This window comes from Cupriavidus sp. 05T313 (assembly GCF_056396665.1).
Map to the genome: position 1 here is coordinate 1 of NZ_JBFTLX010000004.1, position 13,586 is coordinate 13,586.

14 protein-coding genes and 1 pseudogene are annotated in these 13,586 nt (G+C 69.0%); 6 read left to right on the forward strand and 9 right to left on the reverse strand.

Features of this window, described 5'->3' with window-relative positions:
* The first annotated feature begins 220 nt into the window (after window positions 1-220).
* Entirely contained in the window at window positions 221-715 is a 495-nt protein-coding gene (rfaE2, locus tag AC1DKD_RS01630) for a D-glycero-beta-D-manno-heptose 1-phosphate adenylyltransferase (protein ID WP_441637202.1), read from the forward strand.
* Between the two features lie 15 nt (window positions 716-730).
* Here rfaE2 and AC1DKD_RS01635 read toward each other — a convergent pair whose 3' ends face one another.
* Genes AC1DKD_RS01635 through AC1DKD_RS01645 form a run of 3 tightly spaced genes read right to left on the reverse strand, consistent with a single transcriptional unit; the run spans window position 731 to window position 3,192 of the window.
* On the reverse strand, window positions 731-1,426 hold the full coding sequence (locus AC1DKD_RS01635) for an SPOR domain-containing protein (RefSeq protein WP_441637204.1): 696 nt from the start codon (window positions 1,424-1,426) through the stop codon (window positions 731-733).
* Between the two features lie 51 nt (window positions 1,427-1,477).
* Window positions 1,478-2,329: a type III pantothenate kinase gene (locus tag AC1DKD_RS01640; RefSeq protein ID WP_441637206.1), complete on the reverse strand. Its 852-nt coding sequence runs from the start codon at window positions 2,327-2,329 to the stop codon at window positions 1,478-1,480.
* Window positions 2,326-3,192, reverse strand: coding sequence for a biotin--[acetyl-CoA-carboxylase] ligase (locus AC1DKD_RS01645; protein WP_477142861.1), 867 nt, complete (start codon window positions 3,190-3,192; stop codon window positions 2,326-2,328). Before AC1DKD_RS01645 ends, AC1DKD_RS01640 begins: the two co-directional genes overlap by 4 nt.
* 231 nt (window positions 3,193-3,423) lie before the next feature.
* Between AC1DKD_RS01645 and AC1DKD_RS01650 the strand changes: the two genes are divergently transcribed.
* The 5 genes from AC1DKD_RS01650 (at window position 3,424) to AC1DKD_RS01670 (ending at window position 8,351) form a co-directional block, all read left to right on the forward strand.
* Window positions 3,424-4,545: an MlaE family ABC transporter permease gene (locus AC1DKD_RS01650; RefSeq protein ID WP_477142874.1), complete on the forward strand. Its 1,122-nt coding sequence runs from the start codon at window positions 3,424-3,426 to the stop codon at window positions 4,543-4,545.
* Window positions 4,542-5,417, forward strand: coding sequence for an ABC transporter ATP-binding protein (locus tag AC1DKD_RS01655; protein ID WP_441637210.1), 876 nt, complete (start codon window positions 4,542-4,544; stop codon window positions 5,415-5,417). The genes AC1DKD_RS01650 and AC1DKD_RS01655 overlap by 4 nt, the downstream gene beginning before the upstream one ends.
* Window positions 5,414-6,355: an MlaD family protein gene (locus tag AC1DKD_RS01660; RefSeq protein WP_441637211.1), complete on the forward strand. Its 942-nt coding sequence runs from the start codon at window positions 5,414-5,416 to the stop codon at window positions 6,353-6,355. Before AC1DKD_RS01655 ends, AC1DKD_RS01660 begins: the two co-directional genes overlap by 4 nt.
* A gap of 119 nt (window positions 6,356-6,474) precedes the next feature.
* Window positions 6,475-7,113, forward strand: a complete 639-nt coding sequence (locus AC1DKD_RS01665; RefSeq protein ID WP_441637217.1) for an ABC-type transport auxiliary lipoprotein family protein — start codon at window positions 6,475-6,477, stop codon at window positions 7,111-7,113.
* An 11-nt stretch (window positions 7,114-7,124) separates the two neighbouring features.
* The gene (locus AC1DKD_RS01670; protein WP_477104650.1) at window positions 7,125-8,351 is read left to right on the forward strand and encodes a VanZ family protein; all 1,227 of its coding nucleotides are present in this window, start codon (window positions 7,125-7,127) and stop codon (window positions 8,349-8,351) included.
* A gap of 24 nt (window positions 8,352-8,375) precedes the next feature.
* Here the strand turns inward: AC1DKD_RS01670 and AC1DKD_RS01675 are convergent.
* The 6 genes and pseudogenes from AC1DKD_RS01675 to pxpB form a co-directional block, all read right to left on the reverse strand.
* Window positions 8,376-8,678, reverse strand: a pseudogene (locus AC1DKD_RS01675) (pyroglutamyl-peptidase I family protein); the annotation flags it as partial.
* 134 nt (window positions 8,679-8,812) lie between these two features.
* Complete coding sequence (locus AC1DKD_RS01680) at window positions 8,813-9,763, reverse strand: DUF979 domain-containing protein (RefSeq protein ID WP_441636906.1); 951 nt, start codon at window positions 9,761-9,763, stop codon at window positions 8,813-8,815.
* A 3-nt stretch (window positions 9,764-9,766) separates the two neighbouring features.
* Window positions 9,767-10,504 (reverse strand): DUF969 domain-containing protein, encoded by a 738-nt coding sequence (locus tag AC1DKD_RS01685; RefSeq protein WP_441636904.1) that lies wholly within the window; start codon window positions 10,502-10,504, stop codon window positions 9,767-9,769.
* Window positions 10,505-10,635: 131 nt separating this feature from the next.
* Window positions 10,636-11,376, reverse strand: coding sequence for a 5-oxoprolinase subunit PxpA (gene pxpA, locus AC1DKD_RS01690; RefSeq protein ID WP_035865170.1), 741 nt, complete (start codon window positions 11,374-11,376; stop codon window positions 10,636-10,638).
* Window positions 11,377-11,442: 66 nt separating this feature from the next.
* Window positions 11,443-12,471, reverse strand: a complete 1,029-nt coding sequence (locus AC1DKD_RS01695) for a 5-oxoprolinase subunit C family protein (protein WP_441636902.1) — start codon at window positions 12,469-12,471, stop codon at window positions 11,443-11,445.
* Between the two features lie 55 nt (window positions 12,472-12,526).
* Complete coding sequence (pxpB, locus tag AC1DKD_RS01700; RefSeq protein ID WP_441636900.1) at window positions 12,527-13,177, reverse strand: 5-oxoprolinase subunit PxpB; 651 nt, start codon at window positions 13,175-13,177, stop codon at window positions 12,527-12,529.
* Window positions 13,178-13,586: the final 409 nt, after the last annotated feature.

The window sequence follows — 13,586 nt, forward strand, 5'->3', positions numbered from 1 at the left end:
GGCCATGTTTGAGCATCGCCTTAAGGCGATGTGAGTTTGGCCCCCGGCCGCTCTTTTYGCCTGCCGACGAGGAGGGGGTCGCCCCATCCGGCRCGCCTTTTTTGCCTACTTTTTTGGCAAGACAAAAAAGTAGGTCGCCGCCCCGMAGGGGTGGTGAAACTGCCTTTGACTTTAAGCCTTTGACGTTAAGCTTTTGACTTACCCAAAACCAGCCACCACCATGTCCACCCCAGCCTTCGAATCCAAGCTAGTCACCACCAACACCCCCAACGACCTGACCGAAAAGCTAGCCGCCCTCCCACGCCCGCTCGTCTTCACCAACGGCGTCTTCGACATCCTCCACCGCGGCCACGCCACCTACCTCGCGCAAGCCAAAGCCTTCGGCGCGAGCCTGGTTGTGGGCGTCAACAGCGACGCCTCCGTCCGCATGCTCGGCAAAGGCGACGACCGCCCCCTCAATCACGAGTCGGACCGCATGGCGCTGGTCGCCGCGCTGGCATCCGTGGACCTGGTGGTGATGTTCCGCGAGAAAACGCCGGTCGAGCTGATCCGGCTGGTGCGCCCGGACATCTACGTCAAGGGCGGCGACTACGATATCGATACGCTGGAAGAAACGCGGCTGGTGCGCAGCTGGGGCGGGCAAGCCCATGCCATCGCCTTCCTGCACGACCGTTCCACTACCAAGCTGCTGTCCAAGGTTCGCCAGGTGCAGTAATCCGCCAGCGGCGCATCAGGCGCAGCTGAGCATGTCCTGCACGCCGTAGCGCCGGCGCATCTCGTCAAGCCGCGTACGCAGCGCCGCGTCGGCATTGCGCACGCGCAGCCACTGGCGCGTGAGCGGATGCGGCGTGTCGCTCAGCACCGCGGTACGCACGCCGTGCTCGCGCAGGTTGTCCAGGAAATGCTCGGCATGCTCGCGCTCCTGGAACAGGCCCAGCGACACCGTATAGGTTTCGGGCGTCCCCGCGCTGACCACCGACACATCGGTGATGTTGCGCCGGCGCAACTCACCGAGCTTGCGCTGCAGGTTCTCGCGCGTGGACTGCGGCGGCAGGTGAACCCACCAGCGCGCTTGCTCCTGCCGCTCGAACTGCTCCACCCGCCAGGCGCCGGCCGGTGCGCCTGCCAGTTCATCGGCCACGCGCCGCACCAGGTCGCCGTTGAAGCCACCGATCTCCACGCAGGCCATGGTGGACGCGGCGGCATGCGCGGCAGGCTGAAGCGCCGGCGCGGATGCCGGGCTTGCCCGGTCCTCCCGCGCCATCTGGCGGAATCGTTCCGCGCGGGTCTGCTGGGCGGCGCGTCCGGGTTCGCGCGCGCTTTCCATCCAGCCAGCCAGGGGCTGTGGGCCGAAAGCGCCCAGCACGGCCGCCAGCAGCAGCGCATTGACCAGGACCAGCAGGATTAACAGGCTTCGTTGGAGCATGGGGGCGATGCAGGGGAAACGAGAGGCTTGGAGAACAATGGCCGGCGCAGATCAGTCCAGGGCATCGGCCCGGCTCCGCGAGGCCATCACATGCAGGCCGAGCAGCACGAGATTATCGTGCATCTCGAACGGCATCGAGAGGGCGTTCGCCAGCATATGGCGGGCGCCGCCGGACAGCAGGCAGCGTACCGGACCGCGCTCGCCGAGGGCACGCCAGGTGCGCTCCACCGCACCGGCCTGCGCCGCCAGGCAGCCGGCGGCAATGGCGTCCCGGGTGTTGTCGGCCCAGGGTGCGGCCAGCCCGGTGTCGCCGACGCCCAGGGCTGGCAATTGCGCGGTGTTCTGCGCCAGCGCGCCCAGCATCAGGTCCAGGCCGGGCAGGATCAGCCCGCCCTCGAAACGGTCCTGCGCGCTCACCACGTCGAGCGTGGTGGCGGTGCCGGCGGTGACGATCAGCAGCGCACCCTCCGGCCGGTAGCACCGCGCGCCGATGCTGCCGATCCAGCGGTCGACGCCGAGCTGGGCGGGATCGCGGTAGCCGTTGACCAGGCCGCCGAAGCGCGGGCCCGAGCGTACCCAGTTCACACCGGCGCCGGGGCCGAACACGGTGTCCAGCGTGGCTTGCAGGCTGGCGGCGATGGCCGGGCCGGCTACGTTGCTGACCCACACCTGCGGCCGGGCGCCGGCGGGACCGGCCGTCCGCAGCGACGCCCATTGCGCCACCAGCGTGGACAGTGCGTCGTGTGCCACGGCGCCGCCGTGCTGCCACGGCGTGGGCAGCGGCGCCTCGTGCAACACAGCGCCGGACCAGGCGTCTTCGCACCAGGCCCATTTCAGGCGGGTGTTGCCGATATCGATCAGCAGTTGCGGCACGCGCGGCATGCCGGCGGTGGAAAAGCTCATGCGCCCGCTCCCGGGCMTTCGTCCGCCGGGCGTAGCGAGACTTCGCCGCTGGCGATGCGCTCCAGGCCCATCGGCGTTTCAAGCAACAAGTGGCCGTCGCCGTCCACGCCGCGCGCCAGGCCTTCGGCCTGCACGCGGCCGTCGTGCAGCAGGCGCACCGGCTGGTCGCGATACGCGTCGCGGGCCGACCAGCGGGCCGCCATCGGCGCGAATCCCCGCGCCAGGAAATCGTCGCGCATCGTCGCCAGCCGGTTCAGCACGGCGGCCAGCAAGGCGGTGGGATCGCAATCCGGCAGGTATTCGGTCACGCCGGCCAGGCTGCGCCCGAGCGCGGCCTCCATCTGCGCATCGCGTACCAGGTTCAGGCCGATGCCGATCACCGCCCAGACGCGCTGCGGCCCTGCCGGCACCGACTCAATCAGGATGCCGGCCAGCTTGCGGCCGTCGATCTGCAGGTCGTTGGGCCATTTCAGGCCCACGGCGGCGCCGAGCCGCGCATCGCAGTCGGCCAGCGCCTCGGCCAGCGCCAGCCCCACCGCCAGGCTCAGCCCGCTGAGTTGCGACGGCGCCAGCGGCAATGGCATCGCCACCGAGAAGGTCAGCCCGGCCTGGCCCTGCCAGGGACGGCCCTGGCGGCCGCGGCCCGCGGTCTGGCGGTAGGCCAGGCGCAGCGCGCCGGCCTCGGTCCACGGCGCGCTGCGGCAGGCCTGCGTCAGGTCGGCATTGGTCGAGCCGGTCTCGTCGACGACGTCGAGGGTCCAGCCGCTGGCGGCACCCGTGAGYGCGGCGCGCAGGCGGTCGGAGTCGATGCGCCAGGCCGGGGCTGGCGGGGCGGACGGCGGCAAGGATGGGTCTGCGGACATGCGAATCGGCGTTGGACGGCACAAAGGGCACGAAGGGCGCAAAGGGCACAACGTGCGCAAGAAGTACGAGAGGTACGGCTTGCGTCGGTGGAACAGGCCGCGCAGCCGGGACCGCGCGGGGAATCCAGCCCGCATTGTAGCCGCGCGAATCCGCCGCCGAGGCGGTCCGGGCGCCCGCTGACCCTGCGGGTGGCATAGAATCGGGACTTGCCCATCACTTCCACCCATCCTTTGGAAAGCCTTACCACGCCAGCCATCGAAGTGACGCGCGCGGACGGAGCGGCGACGGTGCGATTGCGCGGCGACTGGACCGCGCTGGCGCTCTCGGACTGCCACCACGCGCGCGGCCTGCGCCATGACTTGCATGCGATTGCCACGGATTCGCACTGGTCGCTGGCCGGCCTCGGCCGGCTCGACCACATCGGCGCGCAACTGATGTGGCAGGCCTGGGGCGGCAAGCTGCCCGAGCGCCTTGAGGCCAGCGAGGCCCAGCGGCGGGTGTTCGCGCGCATCGCCGGCCTGCGCCGCGAAAACTGGAAGAAACATATCGTGGACCGGTTCAACCCGGTGACACTGTTCGGCGCCTCGATCCTGTCGATGTTCTCGCAACTCGGCAACGGCGTGACCATGCTGGGCCAGCTGGCCTTCGACCTGCTGCGCCTGGCGCGCGCGCCGCATCGCGGCCCCTGGCGCGAGATCTCGGCCAACATCTACAACGTCGGCTATAAAGCGCTCGGCATTACCGCGCTGGTGGGCTTCCTCATCGGCATCGTGCTGTCGTACCTGTCCGCCAACCAGTTGCGCACCTTCGGCGCCAGCATCTTCATCGTCAACATCCTGGRCATGGCGGTGATCCGCGAACTGGGGCCGGTGCTGGCGGCCATCCTGATCGCCGGCCGCTCGGGCTCGGCCATCACCGCGCAGATCGGCGTGATGCGCGTCACCGAGGAGCTCGACGCCATGCGCGTGATGGGCATCTCGCACGGCTTCCGGCTGATCATGCCGCGTGTGATCGCGCTGGCCATCGCCATGCCGCTGCTGGTGGCGTGGACCGACGTGCTGGCGCTGGCCGGCGGCATGCTGGCGGCCAAATTCCAGCTCGATATCAGCGTGGCCTTCTTCCTGCGCGCGCTGCCCGATGCGGTGCCGGTGGCCAACCTGTGGATGGGGCTGGGCAAGGGCGTGGTGTTCGGCATCCTGATCGCGATCACCGCCTGCCATTTCGGCTTGCGCATCCAGCCCAATACGCGCAGCCTGGGCGAAGGCACCACCGCCTCGGTGGTGACCTCGATCACGGTGGTGATCATTGCCGATGCGATCTTCGCCATCCTGTTCAAGGACATCGGACTATGACAACCGCCACCGCTTCCACGACGCCACAAGCGGCCCGCCCGGCCTCCATGCCCGGCACGGCGCAAGAATCCGGGCGCACTACCGTCATCGAAGTGCGCGACCTCGTCAAGCGCTTTGGCGAGGCGGTCGTGCACGACCACCTGAACCTCGATGTCTATCGTGGCGAAGTGCTGTCCATCGTCGGCGGCTCGGGCAGCGGCAAGACCGTGCTGCTGCGCCAGATCGTCGGGCTGGACCGGCCCACCTCAGGCACCATCCGCGTGTTCGGCGAGGACCTGATGCGGCTCGATGCCGCGCGCCTGCAAGCCCTGCGCAACCGCTGGGGCCTGCAGTTCCAGCGCGGCGCGCTGTTTTCCGCGCTGTCGGTGATCGACAATATCGCGCTGCCGCTGCGCGAACTTCGCACCCTGCCCGACGATCTCATCTGCCAGGCTTCGCTGCTCAAGCTGCAGTTGGTGGGGCTGTCCGCCCGCGACGCGGACAAGATGCCGTCCGACCTGTCCGGCGGCATGATCAAGCGCGTGGCGCTGGCCCGCGCGCTGGCCCTGGAGCCCGAACTGGTGTTCCTGGACGAGCCCACCGCCGGGCTGGATCCGATGGCCTCCGACGACTACGTGGCGCTGATCTGCGAACTGCGCCGCGAACTGGGCCTGACCGTGGTGATGGTGACCCACGACCTCGACACCCTGGTGGCGCTGTCCGACCGCGTCGCCGTGCTGGCGGACCGCAAGGTGCTGGCAGCGCTGCCGATACCCGAACTGGTGCATATCGACCACCCGTTCATCCGCGAGTATTTCCTGGGCGAGCGCGGGCAACGCGCCATGCAGGCCCTGGCGGTGACACCGGCGGGCCCGCAATCTGGAGAAGCATGATGGAAAACAAGTCAAACGCCTTCCTCGCGGGCGTTTTYACGATCGGCCTCGCCATCCTGGTGCTGTTCTCGATCTTCTGGTTCAGCAGCGACCACGCGGTGCGCGTGCCCTACGACCTGATCACCCGCTCCACCGTCAACGGGCTGGGGCCGCAGGCCGACGTCAAGTACCGCGGGCTGGACGTGGGCAAGGTGGTGTCGATCCGCTTCGATCCCGCCGTGCCGGGCCAGATCATCGTGCGCATCAGCGTCAACCAGGACACCCCGATCACCCGCACCACCTATGCCACGCTCGGCTTCCAGGGCGTGACCGGGATCGGCTATGTGCAGCTCGACGACACCACCGCGCAGGAGGGCGGCACGCCATCGCCCCATCTGGCCACCTCCTCCAAGTCGGTGGCGCGCATCACCATGCGGGCCGGCTTCTTCGAAGAGCTGGAAAAGCGCGGCGACAGCTTGCTGACACAGCTCGAAACGATCATGGGCTCGCTCAACGACATGTTCCAGGCCGACAACCGGCGCGAACTGATGGGCGCGATCCGCTCGGTGCGCAAGACCGCCGACGACTACTCTCAGCTGGCCAACTCGCTCGCGCCGGCGGTGCGCCAACTGCCGCAGGTGACCGAAAACCTGAACGCCACGCTGGCCTCGACGCGGCGCCTGACCCAGGAACTGGCCAGCCCGAACGGCACCGTGCTGCGCACCATTGACCGCGTCGGGCACGACCTGCAGGGCGCCGCCGATTCGATCCAGTCGGCCGCCGGTGGCGTCAGCCAGGATACGCTGCCGCAGATCAACGGGCTCGCGCGCGATGCGCGCCAGACCATGCGCAGCATCGACCGCGCCGCCAGCCAGTTCAACGACAGCCCGCGCAGCGTGCTGTTCGGCGGCCCGGCCACCATGCCGGGCCCCGGCGAGCCTGGCTTCCAGGCGCCGTGAGCGGAACAGGTACCGTGATCCCGCGCCCCCAAGCAATCGCCGCGCGCCTGGTCCGCCAGGTGCGCACGGCAAACCCTTCGAGCAATCCGAGCCCCACGGGCAAACCGAGGCAATCCATGATGCGCACCGCCCATCTCCGGCCAGATCGTTCCGGCACCTCCGGCGTTTGCGGCCTGCCGCGCCGGCTTGCCGCCGGCATCGCGCTGGCCGGCCTGCTGCTGGGCGGCTGCGCCCTCACGCCCTCCACGTCCACCATCACCTACGACCTGGGCCCGCCGGCCGGGGCGGCGCCCGGCGCCACGCCCCTGCCCAGGATGCGCGTGGCGCAAACCGACGGCCCCACCTGGATGGACGGCAACTCACTCTTCTATCGCCTGCACTACGCCCAGGCCGAGCGCCTGCAGCCCTATGCCACCCAGCGCTGGGTGATGTCGCCGGTGCGCCTGTTCGACGACCGCCTGCGTGAAGCGGTGGCCTCGCGCGGGGCGCTGACCTGGTTCGGCGATACCGCCACGCCGGCGCTGAAGATCGACATGCTGGAGTTCGAGCAGGTCTTCGACAGCGCCAGCGCCAGCCGCGGCGTGATCCGGGTGCGTGCCAGCGTGTTCCGCAACGGGCTGCGCGGGCAGAAGACCTTCGTGGTGGCGCAGCCCGCGCCCACGGCCGATGGCGCCGGCGGCGTCAAGGCGCTCGCCACGGGCACCGACGCCGCCATCGCGGCGATCCTCGACTGGGTGGCCACGCTACCGCTGCAATAACCCGGTCCCGCATGGCATCGGCACCCGCTCCGCTCACTCCCTTGCCGCCCACGCCCCGCCATTCGCCGCTGGCGCGGGTGGGGCTGCTGTGCTTCACCCTTCTGGTGATCTACGGCAGCCTCTTTCCGTTCACGGGCTGGACCGACAACGGCATCTCACCGCTGGCCTTCCTCACCGCGCCCAAGCCGCGCTACCTGACCGAGTTCGATCTCATCACCAATGTGCTCGGCTATTGCCCCTTCGGCGCGCTGTTGGTGCTGTCCCTGCACCCGCGCGTGTCCGGCGCGCGCGCGACGCTGCTGGCGCTGGTGGCGGGCGCGCTGCTCTCAGGCTGCATGGAAGCGCTGCAAACCTGGCTGCCCAACCGCATCTCGTCCAATATCGACCTGATCACCAATGCGCTGGGCGCCCTGCTGGGCGGCGCCGTGGTGGCGCCCTTCTCGGCCGCGCTGATCGACCGCGGCTCGCTGCGCCAGTTGCGCATGGCCTGGTTCGAGCCACATGCCAGCTTCGCCATCATCCTGCTGCTGCTGTGGCCGTTCGCGCAGATCTTCCCGCAGGAGCACCTGTTCGGCATGGGCGCGATCGTGCGCGAGTGGCTGACCGACCCCGACTCCTGGCCCGTGCAGTGGCTGCAAGGCATGTTCCCGACGCTGCCCGACCTGATCGAAAGCGTAGGCCTGCTGCGGCCCGACGACGTGCAGGGACAGCAGTTGCTGGAATCGCTGGTGACCGCGTGCGGATGGGTCGGCACCGGGCTGTTCGCCTCGGCGGCGATGCGGCGCAATGCCCCGATGCTGCGCATTCTGGCCGGCTTGCTGGCCTGCACGCTGCTGCTCAAGGCGGCCGTGGCGGAACTGCAGTTCCCGGACGACAACGCCTTCAACTGGCTGTCCGAAGGCGGCCGTTTCGCCCTGCTGACGGGCTCGCTGGTGCTGGTATTGCTATTGCGGCTGCCGCGCTGGCTGCGCGGCGCGCTGGCGCTGGCCGCGCTGATGTTGCTGGTGCTGCTGTCCAACCTGCTGCCCGCCAATCCCTATTCCTGGATCTCGGAGCAGGGCTGGCGCCTGGGCCGCTTCATCCACTTCAACAGCCTGGCGCAGTGGCTGGCCTGGATGTGGCCGTTCCTGGCGCTGTTCTACCTGATCTGGCGCTTCGAGCAATTCCAGCTGGACCGCCGCAGCTTGCGGCGCGCACGCCGCAAGCTGCGGCGGCAGGCGGCGGCGAAAAAGGGATAGGCCACCGCCCGGGGCCTGACCGCTTCAGTGCGTCTGGCCGCCCTGCTCGCGGATATCGTCCTGCGTCGACAGCGCGGTAGCCACCGCGCAGCGGATGCCGTCGATCATCGTGGCCAGCGCCAGGCTGGGCTGGCCCGGATGCCGCGCGGCCTGCTCCGGCAGATAAGGAATATGGATGAAGCCGCCACGCACGCCCGCCGGCACGCTTTGCGTCGCCAGCAAGTGCATCAGCCCGTAAAACACGTGATTGCAGACGAAGGTGCCGGCGGTCTGCGAAACCGAGGCCGGCACGCCAGCCGTGCGCATCCGGCGCACGATGGCCTTGATCCCAGGACGGATTGATAGGTTCGCTTTCGAACGGCTCGAAACCGGTCAGCAGCACGGTACGCATGGCGGGGACTCCCGGCCCGAAGTCCGGTTGCCCGGGCCCCTGGCCAAACTTTCGCGGCTGGACCGCGTTCTTACATCAGGAAATACAGCAGCGCGATATTGGCCACCAGGATCATCAGCGCGGTCGGCACCTGCGCCCGGATCACGGCGTTCTTGTCGTCCAGCTCCAGCAGCGCGGCAGGCACGATGTTGAAGTTGGCCGCCATCGGCGTCATCAGCGTGCCGCAGTAACCGGAGAACATGCCGATAGCCGCCATCACCGCCGGGTTGCCGTGGAACATGTTCACCAGGATGGGCACGCCGATGCCGCCGGTCATCACCGGGAAAGCGGCGAAGCCATTGCCCATGATCACGGTGAACAGCGCCATGCCCACGCAGTACACCACCACGGCCACCAGTTTGTAGTCCATGTTGATGTAAGCCGTGGTCAGGTACGCCACCGCCTTGCCCACACCGGCATCGGCAAACACCAGGCCAAGCATGGCCAGCATCTGCGGCAGCACCAGCGCCCAGCCGAGCGACTCGGTCAGGCGGCGCGACTCGCGCACGCCCTGCACCACAGTATCGCGGGTGAGCCAGCAGGCCGCGGCCAGCGCGACCAGGCAGCCGACGCCCAGCGAGACGAAGGTCACGTTCTTGGGGTCCAGCAGCGGCAGGCCGGCGATCTTCACGTCCTTGAACAGCACGGTGCCGATCACCGTCACCAGCGGAATCAGCAGGGCCGGGATGAACAGCTTGTTGCCAAGGCGCTTGGCCGAGGCGCGGCGCTCTTCTTCCGGCAGCGTGCCGTGCTTGCCGTGGCCAACCCCGCCAAAGCCCGCGATCAGCGCCATCACCACGGCGCCAACGCCGACGACGGCCGGCGGCAGCTTGTCACCGATCAGGAACACCAGCGCATACAGCGCCCAGAACAAACCCGTGCTGAGCCGGCGCGGATGGTCGCGGTCCGCGAAAATCATCAGCGAGGTGATGGCCAGGACCAGGCCGGCGAGCCAGTAGAGGTACTCGATGGAAATGATCATGGCTTACTCCCCGCTCTTGGCCGTAGCCGCCGTACCTGCGGCGGCCGCAGCCTTGCCGCCCACTTCGCGTTCCAGCCACATATCCAGGCGCTTGAGGCGCACGGCATGGATCAGGAAGGCGCAGACCGCGGTCGGGATGCCCCACACGGCGATATGCAGCGGCTCCACATCGATGTTCGACGACAGCAGGAAGGTGTGCATCAGCGCGATCGCGCCGAAGGCCACGAAGATGTCCTCGCCGAAGAACAGGCCGACGTTGTCGGTAGCCGCGCAGAAGGCCAGCACGCGCTGGCGGACCGGCTCGGGCAGCTTGCCGAAACGGGTCTCGGCCGCGCCTTCGGCCATCGGGGCCAGCAGCGGACGCACCATCTGCGGGTGGCCGCCGAGGCTGGTCAGGCCCACCGCCGCGGTGAGCTCGCGCACGCCGAGGTAGACGATCAGCAGGCGCCCGACCGTGGCCGAGGCGATGCGCGAGATCCAGGCTTGCGCGTGCTCGCGCAGCCCGTGCCGCTCGAGCAGGCCGATCACCGCCAGCGGCAACAGGATGATGAGCGGCAGGTTGCGCGTCTTGACGAAGGCGGTGCCGATCGCCGTGAAGATCTGCATGACCGGCATAGGCGCCGCCAGCCCGGTGGCGATGGCGGCAAGCGCCACCACCATCATGGGATTGAAGCGCAGCACGAAGCCGAGGATGATGATGCCGACCCCAACTAAGGGCCAGAGGTTGACTGCCTGTTCCATGAGAGACACCAATAGAGTGTGATGGAGGCGAGTGCCACGCGTCGCGTCATGCTGCTCGACATCGCGCGGGTCACAGTGAATACCGGAAGCCTGGGGGCGCGTCCGTTGCGTTTACCGTGTGGTGTGCCCCTTCAGCCTCCGGCGCGGATTGCGATGCCTTCGGCGCCGAGCCGTTCGCGGATGCGGCGCGCAAAGGCAAGCGCGTGTGCGCCGTCGCCGTGCAGACACACGGTTTCGGCGCGAATCGGTACATAGCTGCCGTCGATGGCGCGCACGCGCTGCTCGCGCACCATCTGCAGGGTCTGGCCAAGCGCCACGTCTTCGTCTTCGTGCAGCGCGCCGGGCGTCCCGCGCTTGACCAGCGAGCCATCCGGGTTGTAGCCGCGGTCGGCAAAGACTTCTTCCTTCACCTTGAGGCCGGCTTCGCGCGCCACCTTCACCATGACACTGCCGGCCAGGCCGAAGAAGACCAGGTCGGAATCGAAGTCGCGCACCGCGCGCACGATGGCGTCGGCCAGCCTGGGATCCCTGGCGGCCTGGTTGTAGAGCGCGCCGTGCGCCTTGACGTGGGCCAGTTGCCCGCCCTGCGAGCGCACCAGCGCGGCCAGCGCGCCGATCTGGTAGAGCGTGTTCGCGTACACCACTTCGGGATCGAGCTGCATCTCGGTGCGGCCAAAGTTCTCGCGGTCCGGATAGCTCGGATGCGCGCCGATGGCGACGCCCTGCTCCAGCGCCCACTTCACGGTCTGCAGCATGGTGGCGGCGTCGCCGGCGTGCCAGCCGCAGGCGACGTTGGCCGAGCTGATCAGTCCCAGCAGTTCGCGGTCGTTGCCGCAGCCTTCGCCGAGGTCGGCGTTCAGGTCGATATGCATTGCGATACTCCTCACCGGTCTTGCGGCTTGTCCTGAGGTTTGGGGGTTGCTGTCATCCGGCGGCGCTCAGGCCACGGCCGCGGCCGCGTGGCTGCGCGTGCGCCGCCGCGAGGCGATCACCATGCCGTCTCCCTGCCATTGCAGTGCCTGGTCCAGTTGCTGCAGGTAGCGATCCAGCTCGGCCTGCGCCGCAGCGGCCTCTTCCAGCGTGACGCGCACGAAGCGCACCGGCGCGCCCAGCGGCACCTGCGCCAGCCGCCACAGGTCGGCGCCGATCACCACGCCGATCTTGGGATAGCCGCCGGTGGTCTGCGCGTCGGCCATCAGCACGATGGGCTGGCCGGCCGGCGGCACCTGCACTACGCCCGGCAGCACGCCGTGCGAGAGCAGGTCGGCGGCACGCTCAGGCTGGCGGGCCAGCGCCGGGCCTTGCAGGCGCAAGCCCATGCGATTGCTGTTGGGCGTGACGATCCAGTCGGACTGCCACAGCGCCTCATGCGCGGCGGCGTCGAAGTCCTCGTATTCGATGCCAGGCAGCATGCGGATCGGCGTGGCGTTGCCGAGCTTCGTCACCGGCAGCGCCCAGGCCGGAGCCTGCACGCCCAGCCAGTCGCTGTCCTCGGCCACGCCGGGCCGGCCGGCATCGAAGCGGTCGCCTTCATGCAGCGCCCGGCCACCCAGGCCGCCAAAGCCGGCCTTGAGATCGGTGCTGCGCGAGTCCATCACCGGCGCCACGGCGATGCCGCCCGCCACGCACAAATAGGTACGGGTGCCACCCTGCGCCGCCGACAGCGTCAGCGTTTCGCCGCGGCGCACGTCGAAGGCATGCCACGACCACACCGGCACGCCGTCCAGGTTGGCCCGGCACTCGGCGCCGGTCAGCGCGACGCGCATGTCGGCGTGGAAGCGCACGGCGGCGCGGCCCAGCGTGAATTCGATGGCGGCATCGCCCGCCGGATTGCCGAGCAGGCGGTTGCCGATGGTGAGCGCGACCGTATCGAGCGCGCCCGCGGTGCCCACGCCGAAGCGGCGAAAGCCGGGGCGGCCGAGGTCCTGGACCGAGGCGAGCGCGCCAGGGCGAATGATCTCGATCATGCGCGGACCCTCCGCACAGTCGCAGCAGCGGGTGCAACGGGTGATGGCATACGGTTCATGGCAGCAGCGCCTCGACGACAAAGCGCACCGTGTCGCCCGGTGCGAACAAGGAAGGCGGATCGCGGTCGGCGACGAAGAGTTCGCTGGTTGTGTGTCCGATCAGTTGCCATCCGCCGGGAGCGGCGGCCGGATAGATGCCGGTCTGCTCGCCGCCGATGCCGACCGAGCCGGCCGGCACCGACAGCCGCGGCTCGCGCCGCCGAGGCGTGGCCAGCGCCGGGTCCATGCCGCCCATATAGGCGAAGCCGGGCTGGAAACCGAGGAAGTAAACGACGTACTCGCCCTCGCTGTGGCGGCGCACCACTTCCTGCGCCGTGAGGCCGGTATGCGCGGCCACCTCGGCCAGGTCGGGGCCGAATTCGCCGCCGTAGCGCACCGGGATCTCGACCAGCCTGCCTGTCGCCGCGCGCGCCTCGCCCGACGCCCAGGCCAGCTTCAGGTTGCGTTCCAGCGCTTCGGGATCGGCATCGCGGTCAAACACCACGGTGAGGTTGTTCATGCCGGGCACCGCGTCGACCACGCCGCGCCACTCGGCCGCGCGCTGGGCCATGGCCCAGATACGTCGCTGTACATCAAGCGAGGCCGGCGGCGGCACGCTGCACAGCAGCGCGCGCTCGGCCAGGCGGTGAACGGAACATCGGGTCATGGGAAGCACCGGCAGGGGGACCTGTCTTGCAGTGTAGGCGCGCGCACCGGACTTGGTCAGGGACGACGCCGGCTGCAATCCGGTCCGTGAGCAGAATCTTTTTTCATCGACAATTTGTCGATAAATTCATGATAACCAAACAATAAGATGCTGGGGCTAGGTGTAGACCCTAGGATTTCCCACGCAAAGTGTTGTGCGTGACGGGCCCTGCGCCCTGTCCTGGTGCGGCCGGCCGATGCGGCGAATGCCTTCGGTGCGGGAGCGCTCGCGAGGGCTCCCGCCATGCGCCGGTCCGGTGCGATCGCGCGGCGCGCGGCCCCGCCCGCGCCGACGGGTGCGATGGAAGAAATTTCAGGGAAAGAGGTCACGCCGTCGCGTGCATGCAACGCCAGCTGCGGCGGCAGCCGCT

Excerpts from the sequence above, each read along its gene's own strand:
- AC1DKD_RS01665 (WP_441637217.1), top strand. The coding sequence starts at position 6,475 with ATGCGCACCGCCCATCTCCGGCCAGATCGTTCCGGCACCTCCGGCGTT.
- pxpB (WP_441636900.1), bottom strand. The coding sequence starts at position 13,177 with ATGACCCGATGTTCCGTTCACCGCCTGGCCGAGCGCGCGCTGCTGTGC.
- AC1DKD_RS01695 (WP_441636902.1), bottom strand. The coding sequence starts at position 12,471 with ATGATCGAGATCATTCGCCCTGGCGCGCTCGCCTCGGTCCAGGACCTC.
- AC1DKD_RS01680 (WP_441636906.1), bottom strand. The coding sequence starts at position 9,763 with ATGATCATTTCCATCGAGTACCTCTACTGGCTCGCCGGCCTGGTCCTG.
- AC1DKD_RS01685 (WP_441636904.1), bottom strand. The coding sequence starts at position 10,504 with ATGGAACAGGCAGTCAACCTCTGGCCCTTAGTTGGGGTCGGCATCATC.
- AC1DKD_RS01640 (WP_441637206.1), bottom strand. The coding sequence starts at position 2,329 with ATGAGCTTTTCCACCGCCGGCATGCCGCGCGTGCCGCAACTGCTGATC.
- AC1DKD_RS01635 (WP_441637204.1), bottom strand. The coding sequence starts at position 1,426 with ATGCTCCAACGAAGCCTGTTAATCCTGCTGGTCCTGGTCAATGCGCTG.
- pxpA (WP_035865170.1), bottom strand. The coding sequence starts at position 11,376 with ATGCATATCGACCTGAACGCCGACCTCGGCGAAGGCTGCGGCAACGAC.
- AC1DKD_RS01670 (WP_477104650.1), top strand. The coding sequence starts at position 7,125 with ATGGCATCGGCACCCGCTCCGCTCACTCCCTTGCCGCCCACGCCCCGC.
- rfaE2 (WP_441637202.1), top strand. The coding sequence starts at position 221 with ATGTCCACCCCAGCCTTCGAATCCAAGCTAGTCACCACCAACACCCCC.
- AC1DKD_RS01655 (WP_441637210.1), top strand. The coding sequence starts at position 4,542 with ATGACAACCGCCACCGCTTCCACGACGCCACAAGCGGCCCGCCCGGCC.